Source organism: Leptotrichia hongkongensis (assembly GCF_007990635.1).
GTDB classification, from domain to species: Bacteria; Fusobacteriota; Fusobacteriia; order Fusobacteriales; family Leptotrichiaceae; genus Leptotrichia; species Leptotrichia hongkongensis.
In genome coordinates, this window is the sequence record NZ_AP019846.1 from 1,638,985 (window position 1) to 1,655,393 (window position 16,409).

16 protein-coding genes are annotated in these 16,409 nt (G+C 28.8%); 6 read left to right on the plus strand and 10 right to left on the minus strand.

Going from position 1 to position 16,409, the window contains the following annotated elements:
• Positions 1 to 108 precede the first annotated feature (108 nt).
• The 3 genes from FVE75_RS07740 to FVE75_RS07750 are packed head-to-tail and all read right to left on the minus strand — an operon-like array spanning position 109 to position 3,015.
• Positions 109 to 1,452, minus strand: a complete 1,344-nt coding sequence (locus FVE75_RS07740; protein WP_147005950.1) for an MATE family efflux transporter — start codon at positions 1,450 to 1,452, stop codon at positions 109 to 111.
• A 35-nt stretch (positions 1,453 to 1,487) separates the two neighbouring features.
• Positions 1,488 to 2,072: a D-sedoheptulose 7-phosphate isomerase gene (gmhA, locus tag FVE75_RS07745; RefSeq protein WP_147005951.1), complete on the minus strand. Its 585-nt coding sequence runs from the start codon at positions 2,070 to 2,072 to the stop codon at positions 1,488 to 1,490.
• 52 nt (positions 2,073 to 2,124) lie between these two features.
• Positions 2,125 to 3,015 carry a LysR family transcriptional regulator gene (locus FVE75_RS07750; RefSeq protein WP_147005952.1) on the minus strand — a complete coding sequence of 297 codons (891 nt, stop codon included), beginning with the start codon at positions 3,013 to 3,015 and terminating at the stop codon, positions 2,125 to 2,127.
• A 442-nt stretch (positions 3,016 to 3,457) separates the two neighbouring features.
• On the opposite strand from FVE75_RS07750, the gene FVE75_RS07755 reads away from it, so the two are divergent.
• Both FVE75_RS07755 and FVE75_RS07760 read left to right on the plus strand, forming a co-directional pair.
• Positions 3,458 to 4,255, plus strand: a complete 798-nt coding sequence (locus tag FVE75_RS07755; protein WP_147005953.1) for a nucleotidyltransferase domain-containing protein — start codon at positions 3,458 to 3,460, stop codon at positions 4,253 to 4,255.
• A 54-nt stretch (positions 4,256 to 4,309) separates the two neighbouring features.
• On the plus strand, positions 4,310 to 5,053 hold the full coding sequence (locus FVE75_RS07760; protein WP_147005954.1) for a gamma-glutamyl-gamma-aminobutyrate hydrolase family protein: 744 nt from the start codon (positions 4,310 to 4,312) through the stop codon (positions 5,051 to 5,053).
• Positions 5,054 to 5,117: 64 nt separating this feature from the next.
• Here FVE75_RS07760 and glmM read toward each other — a convergent pair whose 3' ends face one another.
• The 7 genes from glmM to dnaX all read right to left on the minus strand — a co-directional run bounded on the left by glmM (position 5,118) and on the right by dnaX (position 14,060).
• Positions 5,118 to 6,479, minus strand: coding sequence for a phosphoglucosamine mutase (gene glmM / locus FVE75_RS07765; protein WP_147005955.1), 1,362 nt, complete (start codon positions 6,477 to 6,479; stop codon positions 5,118 to 5,120).
• Positions 6,479 to 8,080 (minus strand): sensor histidine kinase, encoded by a 1,602-nt coding sequence (locus tag FVE75_RS07770; protein WP_147005956.1) that lies wholly within the window; start codon positions 8,078 to 8,080, stop codon positions 6,479 to 6,481. The genes glmM and FVE75_RS07770 overlap by 1 nt, the downstream gene beginning before the upstream one ends.
• 10 nt (positions 8,081 to 8,090) lie before the next feature.
• Positions 8,091 to 8,771 carry a response regulator transcription factor gene (locus tag FVE75_RS07775; protein ID WP_021744742.1) on the minus strand — a complete coding sequence of 227 codons (681 nt, stop codon included), beginning with the start codon at positions 8,769 to 8,771 and terminating at the stop codon, positions 8,091 to 8,093.
• 238 nt (positions 8,772 to 9,009) lie between these two features.
• Complete coding sequence (locus FVE75_RS07780) at positions 9,010 to 10,278, minus strand: peptidase U32 family protein (protein ID WP_147005957.1); 1,269 nt, start codon at positions 10,276 to 10,278, stop codon at positions 9,010 to 9,012.
• Positions 10,279 to 10,320: 42 nt separating this feature from the next.
• Positions 10,321 to 11,757 (minus strand): replicative DNA helicase, encoded by a 1,437-nt coding sequence (dnaB, locus tag FVE75_RS07785; RefSeq protein ID WP_147005958.1) that lies wholly within the window; start codon positions 11,755 to 11,757, stop codon positions 10,321 to 10,323.
• A 106-nt stretch (positions 11,758 to 11,863) separates the two neighbouring features.
• Entirely contained in the window at positions 11,864 to 12,316 is a 453-nt protein-coding gene (gene rplI, locus FVE75_RS07790) for a 50S ribosomal protein L9 (protein WP_039901469.1), read from the minus strand.
• A gap of 178 nt (positions 12,317 to 12,494) precedes the next feature.
• Positions 12,495 to 14,060 (minus strand): DNA polymerase III subunit gamma/tau, encoded by a 1,566-nt coding sequence (gene dnaX, locus FVE75_RS07795; RefSeq protein ID WP_147005959.1) that lies wholly within the window; start codon positions 14,058 to 14,060, stop codon positions 12,495 to 12,497.
• Positions 14,061 to 14,233: 173 nt separating this feature from the next.
• Between dnaX and FVE75_RS11735 the strand changes: the two genes are divergently transcribed.
• The 4 genes from FVE75_RS11735 (at position 14,234) to FVE75_RS07815 (ending at position 16,406) form a co-directional block, all read left to right on the plus strand.
• Entirely contained in the window at positions 14,234 to 14,368 is a 135-nt protein-coding gene (locus FVE75_RS11735; protein WP_269472152.1) for a hypothetical protein, read from the plus strand.
• Between the two features lie 454 nt (positions 14,369 to 14,822).
• Positions 14,823 to 15,563 (plus strand): class I SAM-dependent DNA methyltransferase, encoded by a 741-nt coding sequence (locus FVE75_RS07805; RefSeq protein ID WP_147006461.1) that lies wholly within the window; start codon positions 14,823 to 14,825, stop codon positions 15,561 to 15,563.
• Positions 15,564 to 15,620: 57 nt separating this feature from the next.
• Positions 15,621 to 15,986, plus strand: a complete 366-nt coding sequence (locus FVE75_RS07810; RefSeq protein WP_147005960.1) for an AtpZ/AtpI family protein — start codon at positions 15,621 to 15,623, stop codon at positions 15,984 to 15,986.
• A gap of 24 nt (positions 15,987 to 16,010) precedes the next feature.
• The gene (locus tag FVE75_RS07815) at positions 16,011 to 16,406 is read left to right on the plus strand and encodes a hypothetical protein (RefSeq protein WP_147006462.1); all 396 of its coding nucleotides are present in this window, start codon (positions 16,011 to 16,013) and stop codon (positions 16,404 to 16,406) included.
• Positions 16,407 to 16,409 lie beyond the last annotated feature (3 nt).

The window sequence follows — 16,409 nt, forward strand, 5'->3', positions numbered from 1 at the left end:
AGAAATATACCACATAAAACTGTTAATTCTCTTATAAAAAACTATTTAATGAAGATGAAATTATAGTAAATTTGCTTTATGCAATAAACAGCATGATAATTAGTTATTTTAACTTAAATTCAGTTTATATTTGTTCAAAAATTTACCAATATACCTTATCAAAAATACTGATCTTGCTAGCGAAAATACTATAAACGACAACCATAGTCCATGATTTTGGTTAATCGCTGTTCCCGCAAAATAAAAGATTAAAAATACTATTAATGCCTGTATCATTGAATTTCTTATATATTCTGTTTCTGTTGTGCCTGTAAAATTTCCGTAAATTACTAGCCCAAAACTTACAACTAATGGAAATATGATTATCCAAATTTTATACTGATTTGCAGTATTTATGACTTCTGCATTTTTTGTATAAAACAGCAGCAGCTTTTTACCTCCAAAAACAAATGCTGTACTCAAAAATATTGAAATTATAACACAAAACTGTATTGATTTTCTCATTACCCATTTTAGTTTTCTAAAATTTTTCTCTCCTGCCGCTATGCCTGAAAATACACTTGATGCATTAGCAAAGCCATCAAAAATATATGACATTAAATATTGAACTTGAAATAATATAGAGTTTGCAGCTAATATTATTTTACCGTTATGCGCAGCTTTTTCCAAAAATAAATTTGTTGCTACCAGTAAACAGACTGTACGAAGCACTAAATCTGAATTCACTGCTCCAACTTTTTTCATTTCGCTTCTATCAAATATTTCTTTCAAATTTATATTGTGCAAGATTTTTTTTAGTGAAAAAGTTCTTAAAATAATAAAAATTGATAAAAGAGTTGTCATAATTTGGGAAATTAGTGTAGCAAGTGCTACTCCAGCAACATCCATTCCTAAAACTTCTACAAAATATAAATCAAGAAAAATATTCACAATATTTGTCATAAGTTGCAAGATTAAACATTTTTTTATTTCTTTTCGTCCCATTATCCATCCTAAAAATGTGTAGTTCAGAAATACAAAAGGGGCTCCCCATATTAGAATATTAAAATAAATTTCTATATATTTCGTAATCTCCTTTCCAGCATCAAAAAAATGAATAAATCCCCATAAAATAGGTTTCTGAAAAATAACAAACAGAAATCCTAAAATAAGTGAAATTAATACGGGACGGATTAATACTGTAATTTCTTCCTTTTCGTTATTTTCTCCAAAAGCCTTTGCAGAATATCCAGATGTGCTGACACGTAAAAAGCCAAAAAGCCAATATATTGTGTTAAAAATTGTTCCTCCAAGTGTAACTCCACCTATAAATACTGGATTTGAGAGATTTCCTACAACAGCTGTATCAACAGAATTTAACAAGGGCGTTGTCAGAGTTGACAAAGTAAATCCAAGTGCTAATTTCAGATATTCTGTATTTCTAATTTTTTCTATATTTACACTTTTTTTCATTTTCCTCCTCGAATTTAAAAAAAGCCTTATTAATTTTAATAATTTTCAGGAAATAAAATTCTTTCCACACCTTCAATTATAATATGTAAAATCATCATATGAACTTCCTGAATCCTGTCTGATGTTTCTCCAGGAATTATAAATTCATAATCACATACTCCTTTTAATTTCCCGCCATCTTTTCCAAGCAGTGCTACAGTTTTTAAATTTCTCTCTTTTGCCGATTTTACAGCTTCAATTATATTTTTAGAATTTCCCGAAGTTGAAATTCCAAAGAAAAAGTCACCTTCCTGCCCAAATGCTTCCACACCTTTTGCAAACACAAAATCAAATCCATAGTCATTTCCAACACATGTAATATGGGAAGAATCGCTGATACTTATAGACGGCAAGGCCCTTCTGTCTTTTCTAAATCTTCCTGTAAATTCTTCTGCAAAGTGCATTGCATCACAGTTACTTCCACCATTTCCTGCAATTAGCGATTTTTTCCCATTTTTATAGGCTAATGCTAATTCCTGTGCAATTTTTTCTGTTTTTTCAATATTTTCCTCATTTTCTACAAATGCCTTTACAGTTTCAAAGGCAGTCAAATACGAATTTCTAATATTTTCCTTTAACATATTTCCTCCCAGAATTTAATTATAAATTATTTCATTTTTTTTAGATTTACTACTATTTTTTTACTGAAAATAACGCAGGTGTAATCTTATAATTTCTTACAAATTTTACAAATTTGGCAATTCCTGATTTTTCTCCATTTTCACGAATATATGCAATCTGAAATTTATCTTCCGACTTTTCAAAGTTATGAATGATTTTTAATGTACCTTTTTCTATTTCCTCATAAACGCTGTAATATGGAAGAACTGCAAAACCAAGCCCACTTTTTATAAGATTTTTCATTGTTTCAATGCTTCCATTTATTACAATTCTATTTTCTAAATTAAATCCGATTATTTTCTCAAACAAGTCAAGATATTTGCTTGTCAAAACTGTATCCCGCTTTAACAGCTGCATCTGCTCTAATTCCTTATAATCAGATATTTCCTTTCCAGCTACAACTACAAACGGATATTCTTCTGTTTCAATAACCTTTATTTCCTTATCTTCAATAAAATACTCCTCCATTAAGGCAATGTCGACTGTTCCTTCCTTCAAATGCCTTACGAGCGATTCACGATTTTTAATATACAAGTCAAACTCAATTTCAGGATTGTGTTTTTTAAATTCTACCATAATTCTCGGCAATACTGGCTCTCCAATGTTATGAGTCGCTCCAATGCAGATTTTTCCCTTCCCAAATTGCGATATTTTCTCCATCTCTTTTTCTACACGTAGAATCTTGTCAAAAACATCTTTTGACATCCTATATAGTTCTTTTCCAGCAAAAGTTAGTCTAAAATTTTTAGAATTCCTCTCAATAAGTTGAATTCCAAGTTTCGTTTCCAATTTTTTTATTTGTATTGACACTGCTGATTGGCTGATAAATAAATTTTTTGCAGCTTTAGTAAAACTCTTCTCCTTGCATGCCTCAAAGAAAATTTTTAAATGATGTACATCCACAGTTATTTCTCCAATCATATTTTTTTATATTATGCTCAAACTAATTAAAATTAAATAACTTTAATTTTTCAGTTCGTTTTAAAATAATTTTGTTACATTATAACATTTTTATTCTGTTAATGTAAACATTAAAATTATATTACTGGATCAAACAGCTTCCTTAAATATTTTTTATTTTTTGAATTTTCTGCAGAATATACTTTCCCTTTGTAACTTTATTTCTCATCCTAAAAGTTTTTTATCTCAAAAATATTAGAATATTACTACTTATTTTGCTATTCAAATTATTTTTTGAAGATTTTTAAAATAAACATTAATTGGAAAATTTAAATATAAATGCTAAAATATATGAAAATTCTTTTTAATGAAACACCTAAATTAAATATTCCTTATTTTTAAGGACATTTTTAATTCAATCAAAAATAAAAACTGAGGAGGTAAAATGATACAGCAACTATTTAAAGAAATTTCTTTATTTGAAGAAGTGGATGCAATAGCATTAGGAGGTTCAAGAGCAGGAGAAAATTATGATGAAAAATCAGATTATGATGTGTACCTTTATGTCAATTCACCAATTAGTGAAGAAAAAAGAAAAAATATTCTACAAAAATTTTGCAGTTATATGGAAATTGGCAACAGTTTTTGGGAATATGAAGACAACTGTGTTTTAAACAATGGAATTGAAATTGATATTCTTTATCGAGATATGGAAGATTTTATAAAAGGCATCGAAAAAGTCGTTATCAAATGCCAGCCTAGCAACTCCTACACAACTTGCATGTGGCATAATTTAGTTACTTGCAAAATAATATACGACAAAAACGGAACTCTTGAAAAATACAAAAATAAATATTCTATAAATTACCCAAAACAGCTAAAAGAAAATATAATAAAAAGACAACTGGAATTAATTGACTCTTCAATGCCGGCGTACCCTAAGCAAATTAAAAAAGCCCTTAAAAGAAAGGATTTTGTTAGTATAAATCATAGAATAGCAGAATTTCTGGCTTCGTATTTTGATTTATTGTTTGCGATAAACGAAGTAACACATCCTGGTGAAAAACGTTTAATTCAACTTTGCAAAAAGAAATGTAAAATATTACCAGAAAATTTTGAAGAAGATTTAAATCTGCTTTTCTTATATATGTTTTCAGATAAAAAACAGGATTCCTTCATAGAAGTTCTTGACAGAATTGTTAACAATATAAAAAATATAGCAAAAATCAAAACATTTGACTAATAAAAAAAAATATGGTTAAATCTATATGTTAAAATTTATAAATTGGAGGACAATATGAAAAAACCTATCATTGGAATCTCAAGTAATATACTTGGACTGGAAAAAGGGCTTTTTGCTGGATATAAGCGTGCTTATGTTGATGTTTCCTATATCAATGCTGTTATAAATGCTGGTGGTGTACCACACCTTCTGCCTTTAAATGAACATGAAGATATTATTGAGGAATTTGTAAAAAATGTGGATGGAATAATTTTAACTGGAGGAAATGATGTTTTTCCACTTCTTTATGGGGAAGAGCCAAAGGAGAAGCTGGGAGAAATATTTCCAGAACGTGATAAATTTGACTCGCTTCTTATCCGTTATGCAATAAATTATAAAAAGCCAATTTTGGGAATTTGTCGTGGAATGCAGATAGCAAATGTCGAATGTGGCGGTTCTCTTTATCAAGATCTTTCCTACAATGAAAATGTATCAATAAAGCATTTTCAAAAAGCTAGAGCCCACACTCCAACTCACTCTATCTCTGTAGCGAGCAACTGTTTTTTAAGCGATATTTATCCTGAAGGAATTGGATTTATAAACAGTTACCATCATCAAATAATAAATGAACTGGCACAGGGGTTCACTGTAACTGCAAAAAGTGCAGACGGTGTAATTGAGGCTATTGAAAATATTTCAGATGAAATTTTTATCGTTGGGGTTCAATGGCACCCAGAAATGATGGCAATTAATGATGAAACTGCACAAAAATTATTTAAAAAATTTGTAAATGAAGTAAATTCAAGGAAAAAGAATTAATTTAAAGAAAAAAATCATAGCCTAGTTAACTATGATTTTCTTTTTTTATAAACATTTTTTCTAATTAGCAAAGTGTTTCTTCCACTTTTTTACTTAATTCTGCTACGTATTTATCAACAATTTTTTGACTTTCTGCTTCAACCATTACTCTTATAAGTGATTCTGTTCCAGAAGCTCTTACTAAAATTCTACCTTTTCCAGCAATTTCTTTTTCCTTTGCCTTTATGAAATCGATTAATTCCTTATTTGTTTCCCAAGTTGCTTTCTTCTCTTTTGCAACAAAGATATTTTTAGAATCTTGAGGCCATAATTTTATTCCTTTTACAAGTTCATGCAACGTTTTTCCGCTTTCTAAAATAGCTGCAACAAGTTGAATTGACGATAGCACTCCATCTCCAGTCGTGTTGTAGTCAAGCATTAAAATATGCCCAGACTGCTCTCCGCCAATATTTAGTCCATATTCTTTCATTTTCTCAAGAACATATCTATCTCCAACATTTGCACGAATTAATCCAATTCCTTTTTCATCCAGATATTTTTCAAATCCCATATTGCTAAGAACAGTTGTCACGACCTTATTATCGTTCAAAAGTCCTCTCTTTTGCATATATTCTGCAATAATCGCAATAATCAGGTCTCCATTTATAATTGCACCTGTATTGTCAACAGCAATCAATCTGTCAGCATCACCATCATAAGCAAGTCCTAAATCAGCCTTATAAACTTTTACTACATCTTGAAGAAGTTCTGGATGAGTAGATCCGCAATTAACATTAATATTTTTCCCATTTGGAATATTATTAATTACAACAACATCTGCTCCCAAGGCTTGAAAAACTTTTGGAGCAATTCTATATGCTGCACCATTTCCTGTATCAATTACAATTCGCAATTTTGAAAAATTAGTTTTTACAGTAGAAGTTAGATAATCTAAATAAATTCTCATGTCATCTTCCACGTATTTAAATGTTCCTAAATCATCTCCTGGCACTTGATGTTTTAAAAGTTCTTCCTTTTTTTCCATTAATTTTTCTAATTCCTCTTCAACTGAATCAGGTAATTTATAACCATTTTGACTAAATATTTTTATTCCGTTATCCTTTACAGGATTATGTGAAGCAGAAATCATAATTCCCGCATCAGCCTTTAATTTTCTAGTCAGATAGCAAACTCCTGGAGTAGGCAATACTCCTACAAAATCAATATTTACTCCCATAGAATTTAGTCCTGCTGTCAGAGCTGAACGAATCATATAACCTGAAATTCTTGTATCAGTTCCAAGAATAATTTTTGGCTTTCCAGCTTTTTTTCTATGCTTTTTCAAATAATATCCAAGAGCCAGTCCTAGACGTGTTACTAAGTCGATTGTTAAGTCTTTATTGGCTTCTCCTCTCATTCCATCAGTTCCAAAATATTTTCTAGTCATTATTTTCCCTTTCTATTTTTTCTTTTTTTATGTTTATGTTCTTTTTCTTTTTTCAAAAAGCTAAATACCGCTCTTTTCTTTTCTGTTCTTTCCTTTTTTACATTCTTATCATTTTCTTCTGCTGCTTTTACTATATTTTCTCCAATTGGAAGTACAATTGAAATTTCCGTTCCCTCATTCATTTTAGATTCTATCTCAATTTTTCCATTGTGAATTTCTACAATCCGTTTTACTATCGCAAGTCCAAGCCCAGTTCCACCAGTTGCCTTTGTTCTCGATAAGTCAACTCTATAAAATCTATCAAAAATTCTTTTTGCATCCTCGTCGGAAATTCCGACTCCTTCATCTCTTATTGAAATCCGTCCAAATCCATCTTTAATAACTGATTTAATATAAATATTTGTATGTGGTTCTGAATATTTTGTAGCATTTTCAATTAAGGCTCTGATTGCTTGCTGAAGCAAGGTTTCATCTCCTTTAATCTTATAATTTTCTCCCATCTCAAGATGAAAATTATGCGTTTTATTAGAAACTACAGTGTCAGAATGAATTTGATGAATCATTTCATTTGCGTCAATGTCTACAAATTTTGTATTAATTTTTGTGATTTCACCTTTTGCTAAGAATAGGAGCTTTTGTATTAAATTACGCATATTATCTGTTTCACTAATTATTGAATCTATCGACTCCACAAATATATCAATATCTGACATCCCACGTTTTCGTATAATCTCTGCATATCCCTTTATAATCGCAAGCGGAGTACGCAATTCATGTGAAGCATCGGATACAAATTTTGTCTGATTTTCAAATGAAGTCTCCAGCCTATCCAGCATTTCATTTATAATAAGTGTCAAATTTTGCAGTTCATCTTCCTCTTTTGGTATTTCTATTCTTTTACTCAAATCATCTGTTGAAATACTTTTTGCCGTTTTTATTACGTTATTAATTGGCTTTAAAATTCTTCTGCTCATTATTTTAGATACAATAATCGTTATAACAACACCAATTATCGTAAATAAAATAACAAGGTATTCTAATCTTTTATAAATTTGATTTTCCTGCGTTACATTTTTTAAAGTATAAATATTAAATTTATAATTTTTTATTTCTCTGCTCACTTTAAAGACAAAATATTTATTTTTTTCAATATTTATTATTTTACCTTCTGAATTATTATCTTCCAGATTAAAGCCTTCGAGCAAGTTAATCATTTTTTCGTTAGTCATTGAGGCTTCTTCGGTATCAGTGTCTCCAAGTGTATTAATTGGAATTACAGAATCTTTATTTTGTTTTATTTCCAGTACATACAAATAGTTGTCTTCTCCAGGGTTAAATGGTTTTACGTGAATAACCTTTTTCCCCTCAACAACTTCAGGATTAAAGTCAAGTGTAAGCACATTTGTCTTATCAGAAAAAATTCCAACTTTATCCAAAAAACTGTTTATTTCTTCCATTTTACTACTTGCAGAAATTTCAAGCACTTTATTTGACTGCCTTTGCAGTGAATAAACAAGAATAATATTAGAAACTAATATTAATACCAAAAATAGAAGAGCGTAATTTGCTGAAATACGATCTTCTAATTTTAAATTTTTCATTCTTTACTCCTTATTTAAAAATAAATCCAATTCCTCTTACAGTCTGAATAAATTTTCTCTCATAAGGTCTGTCAATTTTATCTCTTAAATATTTAATATACAAATCAAGAATATTATCATTTCCAATATAATCAAATCCCCAAACTTCTTCCAAGATTTTATCTCTTGATAAAACAATTCCTTTATTTAATACTAAAAAGTCAAGAAGTTCAAATTCTCTTTTTGATAATTGAATCAAATTTTTCCCATAATCTCTGAACACTTCGTAAGTTGAATAGTTAATTGTCAAATCTTCAAATTCAAATACACCTTTGTGAACGACAGATTTTTTAGTTCTTCTAAGAAGAGCTTTTATTCTTGCAAGCAATTCTTCATTTGAAAACGGTTTTGTCATATAGTCATCTGCTCCGTAGTCAAATCCAACTACTTTGTCACTAATTTCATCTTTTGCAGTAAGCATAATGATAGGTACTTGTGAAGTTTCCCTTATTCTTTTACACACTTCCATTCCACTCATCTTAGGAAGCATAACGTCTAGTAAGATGATGTCATACGAACCATATTTTGCCATATTTAGCCCTTCTTTACCATCGTATGCAAAAAACACATCAAATCCTTCAAATTTTAATTCTATTTCTAATAATCTTGAAATTTTAGGATCATCTTCAATTACTAATATTTTTTCTCTCATAATTATCTCCACTTCTATTTTTCTTTAAAATTTTTATTTCTCCAAAATTTTTATTCCTAAAAATAAAAAGTTATTTGGATATAGATAATTATAACTCATTTTTTGATTTGTATAGTTTTTATCTTTTTTTAAATAATTTTCAATGAATAAATAGTTTATTAAAGATTAAAAAATACTATCTTTTATTTTCAATGCTTTTTATTTGTTAAAATTTAAATTAAATTATAATTTATTTAAATTAAAAATCTTCAGTATCCATATCGCTATCCGATTGTCCTTCAGGCAGTTTAATTCTAATTAAATCCATCGGTCCCATTTCCACATCAGTCTCAATAATAGCGATTGTATTTGGATTTACATATTCTTGAAATTCGTTATTTTTTGTGTTTAAAAAGTTTTCTACTTTGAATTTAACAGCATCTCCGATTGGACGTACCAATTCCAAAGTTTCAGTTGCATAAACTTTATTTCTTATCTGAATTTTATATTTATTTGTATCAACTTTTTCAAGTACATTTGCAACAAGTCTATATGTTTGGCTATAAGAAAGTCCTGTTTCATAATTTTGATCTTTTTCAGAAGTAGGCCCTAAATAAAATCCATTTGAATATTGTCTATGGCTGATTGTTTTAAGTTCCTTCAGCCAGTCTGGATCATATTTGTAATTTCCTGAATAATAATTATCCAATGCTCTTTTATATTGTTTTACTACAGTTGAATTATAGTAGATACTTTTCATTCTTCCTTCAATTTTTAATGAATCTACTCCTGTTTCAATTACTTTATCAATAAATTCAATAGAACACAAGTCTTTAGCATTGAACATATATGTTCCTTCTTCATTTTCAACAATGTCATGAGCTCCAGTTTCTTCATGACCTTCTGCAATCACTTTATAGTTCCAACGGCAGTCCTGTGCACAAATTCCACGATTTGCATCACGGTTTGTAAAATAGTTACTTAGTAAGCATCTTCCCGAGTAAGCCATACACATTGCTCCGTGAATAAATACTTCTATTTCCACATCTGGTACTTTTTCACGAATTGTTTTTATTTCTTTTAGAGACATTTCTCTAGCTAGAATAACTCTTTTTGCTCCTAAATCCTTCCAAGTTTTCACACTCATCCAGTTTGTATTGTTTGCCTGTGTACTTACATGAATTTTAAGATTTGGAGCGTGTTCTCTTACTGTCTGGAATACTCCAAGATCAGCTACGATTACAGCATCTACGCCAAATTCATCCAATTTTTTTATAAATCTTGGTAAATAGTCAATTTCTGTATTGTGTGCAAAAATATTTAATGTAACATATATTTTTTTACCTAAACTATGAACATAATCTACAGCTTCCTTTAATTCCTTATTTTTAAAGTTTGAAGACATTCCTCTCAAATTAAATGAACTTCCTCCAACAAAACATGCATCAGCCCCAAAGTGAAATGCTGTCTTTAATTTTTCCATATTTCCTGCTGGTGCTAGTAATTCTACCCTTTTTCTGTTTTCCATTTTCTATTTTATCTCCTTTAAATTTATTTTTACTTAAAATTATTATTGCGGCAATGGTGCAAATTCATCATCTACCACATTTACAAATTGCTGATAGCTTGGTCTAAATCCAAGTTCTATCGTTCCAGTAGGTCCACTTCTATGTTTTCCTATTATTAATTCGACTTTTTCTAATTTATTGTCATCATCTTTTGGTTCCGGTTTTGGTTTTTCCACATACTGTTGTGGAATATTCAGATTATTTACTTCCTGAGCAGTGTCCTTGTGATAATATTCTTCACGGTATAAAAACATTACCATATCCGCATCCTGCTCAATTGCCCCTGATTCCCTTAAATCTGACAAAATCGGTCTTTTATCGACTCTCTGCTCCACTCCACGTGATAATTGCGATAACGTTACAATCGGTATATTCAGTTCTTTTGCAAGTATTTTTAACGATCGTGAAATTTCAGATATTTCCTGTTCCCTGCTTTTTCTTGAATTTTCAGAAGGACTAATTAACTGTAGATAGTCAATTAACATAAAGTCCAGTTTACCTTCAGACTTAAGTCTTCTTGCAGTTGCCTTTATTTCCAGCATTGTTACACTTGAAGAATCCGAAATATAAATTGGCATTTCAGAAAGCCGTCCAAGACCATTTCCTAAATTTATCATTTCCTCTGAAGATAAAGTACTGTCTTTTAAGGCTTTTAATCTTACTTTTGCCTCACTTGCTACAAGCCTGTCAAATAATTGCTCATTTCCCATTTCTAAACTGTATATAAGCACACTTTTACCTTGTCTTGCAACATTTATTGCAAGATTTAATGCAAATGCAGTTTTTCCCATTGCAGGACGTGCTGCAAGAATCAAAAGATCCGAGCCATGAAAGCCGCTTGTTATACTGTCATATCTCTCAAATCCCGAAGAAATACCAGTTATTTTACCTTTATTATCTGTATAATTATCCATTTGGGTTATCTTACCTTGAACTAATTCATACAGAGGTACAATATCTTTTTTCTGCTTAGATTCTGCAACTTTAAAAATCATACTTTCTGACTTATCAAGCATTGTGTCAACTTCATCATACCCTCGCATAGCCATTTTTACAATTTTTTCACCAATATCTATTAACTGACGCTGTACAGACTTATCTTTTATAATCTGAGCATAATTAACAGCATTCGCAGCAGTAGGCACAACTTCTGTCAAGTCGTAAATAATATCCTCTCCGCCAATTTCATCTATCAGTTCCTGTTTTTTTAGAGATTCTATTATTAGAAGCACATCAATTATTTTACCCGTATTATAAGCTTTTATCATCTCAGAAAAAATCAGCTTATAGTTATTTTTGTAAAAATCTTCCACCGTTACAATATCAACAATGTCACCTATAACATTGGGATTTATAAAGACAGAGCCAAGAAGTGCCTCTTCAGCTTCTATACTGTAAGGTTTGCTATTTTCCTCATCTTCCAGATCATATAATCCCATTTTTAAAATTTCTCACTTTCTATTTTCTATAAAAATACACTTTAAAAATCAAAATTAAAACATACAGCACTTTAATATATTTGATAATCTCATATCTTTTTTAAAATTATTTTGCTTCAACTCTAACTTTTAAATTTGCCTTAACTTCAGAATGAAGTTTTAATTCTACATTGTGTAATCCAATTTCTTTAACTTTTGAGCTGGCAGATACTTTCTTTTTATCAATTTCAACATTCAGCTGTTCTTTCAAAGCCTCTACAATTTCCTTTGCCCCAATTGATCCAAATACTTTGTTATTTTCTCCAGCCTTCACTTTTAAGACAATTTCTTTTTCTGCCAAAAATTCTTTTAGTTCATTTGCGTTTTTTACATCTTTATCATGATTTTTCTGAATTTTTTCATTTTTTGCCTTCAATTTATTAATATTTTCAGGCGTTGCAAGTATTGCTTTGTTTTGATTTAACAAAAAATTATTTGCATATCCATCCTTAACTTCTACTATCTCATCTTTTTTCCCAACACCTTTTATATTTTCTTTCAAAATAACTTTAATTTTCATATTTATCATTCCTTTCCTTGCTAATAGCTTTATTGAATATGTTAAAATTTTTCTTATGTTTTAAAATATACTCAAACCTACTTAAAATTAAATTACTAAAAATTATATAATTTTAGGGTTTGAGTAAAATAGTCATAACTTTTGAGTTTTGTTTTAAAGCAGTTTTACTTATTTAAAATTATTTTTTTTCTAAAATTTCTCCACCAAAAAATTTAATTGCATTTTGCATAAACTTGTCTTCTTCATTTTGTGAATTTTCACTTTCGAGAAAAGTATGAATCGTAATATCTGAATTACAAATATGATTAATAACTTTTTCAATTTTGGCCTTTTTCTCTGGCAGTAAAATTTGTTCACTATGAAATTTCTGCTCCTTCGGAAATCTTATATGCAATACACCATTTTCCACTCTATCTGGAAAACTTTCAATTACTAATGCTCCAAGCATCACACTTTCTTTTCTTATCCCCAGCAACACTTTTTCCCAATTTTTAGAAAAAATTGAAATATCATAATCTTTTGTAGTACTTTCTGATTTTTGAGCTTTTTCCATATTTTCTTTTTCTTGGGTTTCAGCTGTAGAAGCCAAACTTGCTATTTTTGGATTTTTTGAAATTTGGCTTATAACTTTTTCATAAATATCGCTAGACACTTCTTTTATGTAATTTTTGTCAAAAGAAGAAACAGTTTCACTAGAATTTATACTTTGTGAATTATTTTTCTGATTTTTATAAAGTTCGTGAATCAGAACATAGCCAAGCAATCTTTTGTCTTCTTCATATTTAAACTCATTTAAAGTAAAAAAAATCGCACTTATTGCATCCAGCAGAAAATTTACTGGTAAGTCAGTCTTTTTCTTAAACTGCTCTTTCAGATAATATGAAAAATCTTTCAAAAAAGTTTCGATTATAAGTCCATCTTCCCAAATTTTATCAATAAAATCTACAAGTTTTTCTTTATCACTTTCTCGTATCAGATTTAAAAATTCTTCCAAAATTACATCAGGCACAACTCCCAAAGCATTTTGTGTCTTTGTAATATCAATTTCTTCATTGTTAAAATTTGATACAACTTGCTCAAAAATAGAAAAACTATCTCTTGCACTTCCTTCAGACTTACGATAAATTAAATCAAGACTTGCATCATCAATTGTAATATTTTCTTTTTCAGCCACATTTTTTAGCAATTTTTTTATATCTTCCTTGTCAATCGGCAAAAAATCATACCGCTGACATCTAGAAATAACTGTGTCTGGTATTTTATCAATCTCTGTTGTCGCAAGAATAAATATAACATGTGACGGTGGTTCTTCTAATGTCTTCAAAAGTGCATTAAATGCCTCTTTTGTAAGCATATGAACCTCATCAATTATATATATTTTTTTTCTTCCTTTAACAGGCTGATAATTTATTTTTTCCTTCAGTTCCCTAATTTCATCAATCCCACGATTAGAAGCCGCATCAATTTCAATCATATCCATAGAAATCCCTTGAGAAATCTCACGGCAATTTTCACATTCCCCACAAGGATTATCTGTCACATCCTCACTATTTAAGCAATTCACACCTTTCGCAATAAGCCTTGCAATAGTCGTTTTTCCCACACCACGTGGCCCTGTAAATAAGTACGCATGTGACAGCTTATTTTCTCTTAGGGAATTTTTTATCGCCCGCAACACAAATTCCTGTCCTGCAATTTCATCAAAATTTTGGGGCCGATATTTTCTATATAAAGTAATATTCAATGTTCTCACCCTTTTTTATTGCTATTTGATATTATAACATTTTTAATATGATTTGTGAACTACTAGAAAATTTTCATATAAGTAATTTTGAATTTGATTTTTTAAATTTTTTATGTTAAAATTCTTTTAAGCAAAAGGAATAATTTAAATATAAAAATATATTAGGAGGAGTTATGAACAATAAAATAAGTGAACAAAAATCAATTGCTGGATTAAAAGCAAACGCAGCAGCTTTTCTTGTAAATTTAAGTTTTTACATTAATTGGTGGATTAGTCATTCCAATTTTTGCATTAATTTTAGAAAGTGAAAACAATTTTGTTAGAACATATTCAAAACAAACATTAGCAATAACAGTTTTATTACTAGTATCATCATTGTTAAACTTTGTTATCGTCGTTGGGAATATTTTATTTGCTCTAATTTTTATCGTTTTAACTATTTTACAAATTATTGCAACTGCTTCATCAATCTTGGAAAAAGAATTTAAAATTCCTTACATTGAAAAAATCACAAATTTATTATTTGTAGATTAACTAAATATTCTGTCTTAAAAATACACCAGAGAAATAGCTATCTTAGGTGTATTTTTTATTTTTGAAGTTCACAACTTATATTAAAAATGTTATAATATAGTAAAACTTATTTAAAACCAAACTCAAAAGCTATGACTATTTTACTCAAACTATAAATTTATATAATTTTAGCAGTTTAATTTAAAATAGGTTTGAGTATATTATTAAAATAATGAAATGAGGAAAATAATGCACAAGGAATTTGCTGAAATTTATGATGTTTTTATGAAATATGTAAATTATGACGAATGGTATAAATTTTTACAAATGTTTATCAAGAAAAAGGGAACTGTTCTTGATTTAGGATGTGGAACAGGGGAATTTATATTACGATTTTTAAAAGATGGATTTACAGTTATTGGAGTGGATTTATCAGAAAAAATGCTAGAAATGTCTGAAAAAAAATTATTAAAGAATAATTTTATAAATAATTACAAATTAGTAAAAGAGAACATTATAAATTATGAAAATATAAATGAAAATAATGAAATTCAACAAGTTGATTATATTATCTGTAATTTTGACACGGTAAATTATCTAAAAAATGAAAAGGAATTTTTAAAATTTATCAAAAAATGTAATCAAAATTTGAAAAAAGACGGATATTTAATTTTTGATGCTGTAACAGAAGATATTTTCGAGGAAATATTTGAAAATAATATATTTTTGGATGAAGAACCTGAATATACGAGTATTTGGCGGCATGAACAGTTAAGTGAGAAAAAACATCTAGTAGAAATTGACTTATTTATCCGTGAAAATGAAAATGATAACTTATTCAGAAAATACAACGAAGTGCAGCATAAATTTATTTATGAACCTGAATGGATTGTGGAAACTGTTCAAAATAATGGTTTTGAAGTATTTGATACTGCTTCTAATCCTGAATTTGGAGAAAGCAGAATATTTTTTGTACTAAAAAAATTATAGATTTTACTGATTTTATGAACTAAAAATTTGAATAAAAGTGTAAAAGGAAGTTATATTATGGAATTAGAAAACAAAAAAGAAATCTTAGAAAATGAAAATAAAATAGTTGACAACGGGAAAACTTCACAAGAGGAAGAAAAACGAAAACAAAAGATTTTTGAAATAGAAAAAAAGTTAGGCAGACATAATAATGAAAAAGAATTAAAAAATAGAAAAAACAGTAAATTAATGAAATATTTTGCCCTTGCAACAAATATGGTTTATATTTTGGCGTTACCAATATTAATTATGCTAGGCTTTTATTTACTTTTAAAAAAATATCTGTTCAAAACGGATCAGCCACTTGTCCTAATCGTTTTCTTGATAATAGGAGCAATTTCTGGCTATTGGTCACTTATAAAGCAAGTAAATAACATAAAATAATTATAGATTGTGAAAGGAATAAAAATGTTGGAAAAAATGCCACAAAACATAAAAAAAGCATACATTATTTCTATTTTTATTGCGATACTTCTCCTTTTTCTAGGAATAATTTTTAACTATGTAGAACTTTATTTTGGATATTTAGTTGGAGCAATAATTTCTACTATAAATATAAATTTACTTGTAAATGGTGTGCATAATATTTTATACTTTCAAGACAAGGGAAAATTACGTGGAAATGTTGAATATTTGAAAAGAATGTTAATATTTTGTGCGGGAATGTTTATAGTTGGGAAAGTAAGCCAGAAATATTTTGAAAGCCACGTGCTGACAAATCTTCTGGCAACTGGAACTGGAACATTAAATTTTAAAATTTCATATTTTCTATGTTACTGGACTGAAAAATTATTTAAAAAATAATTT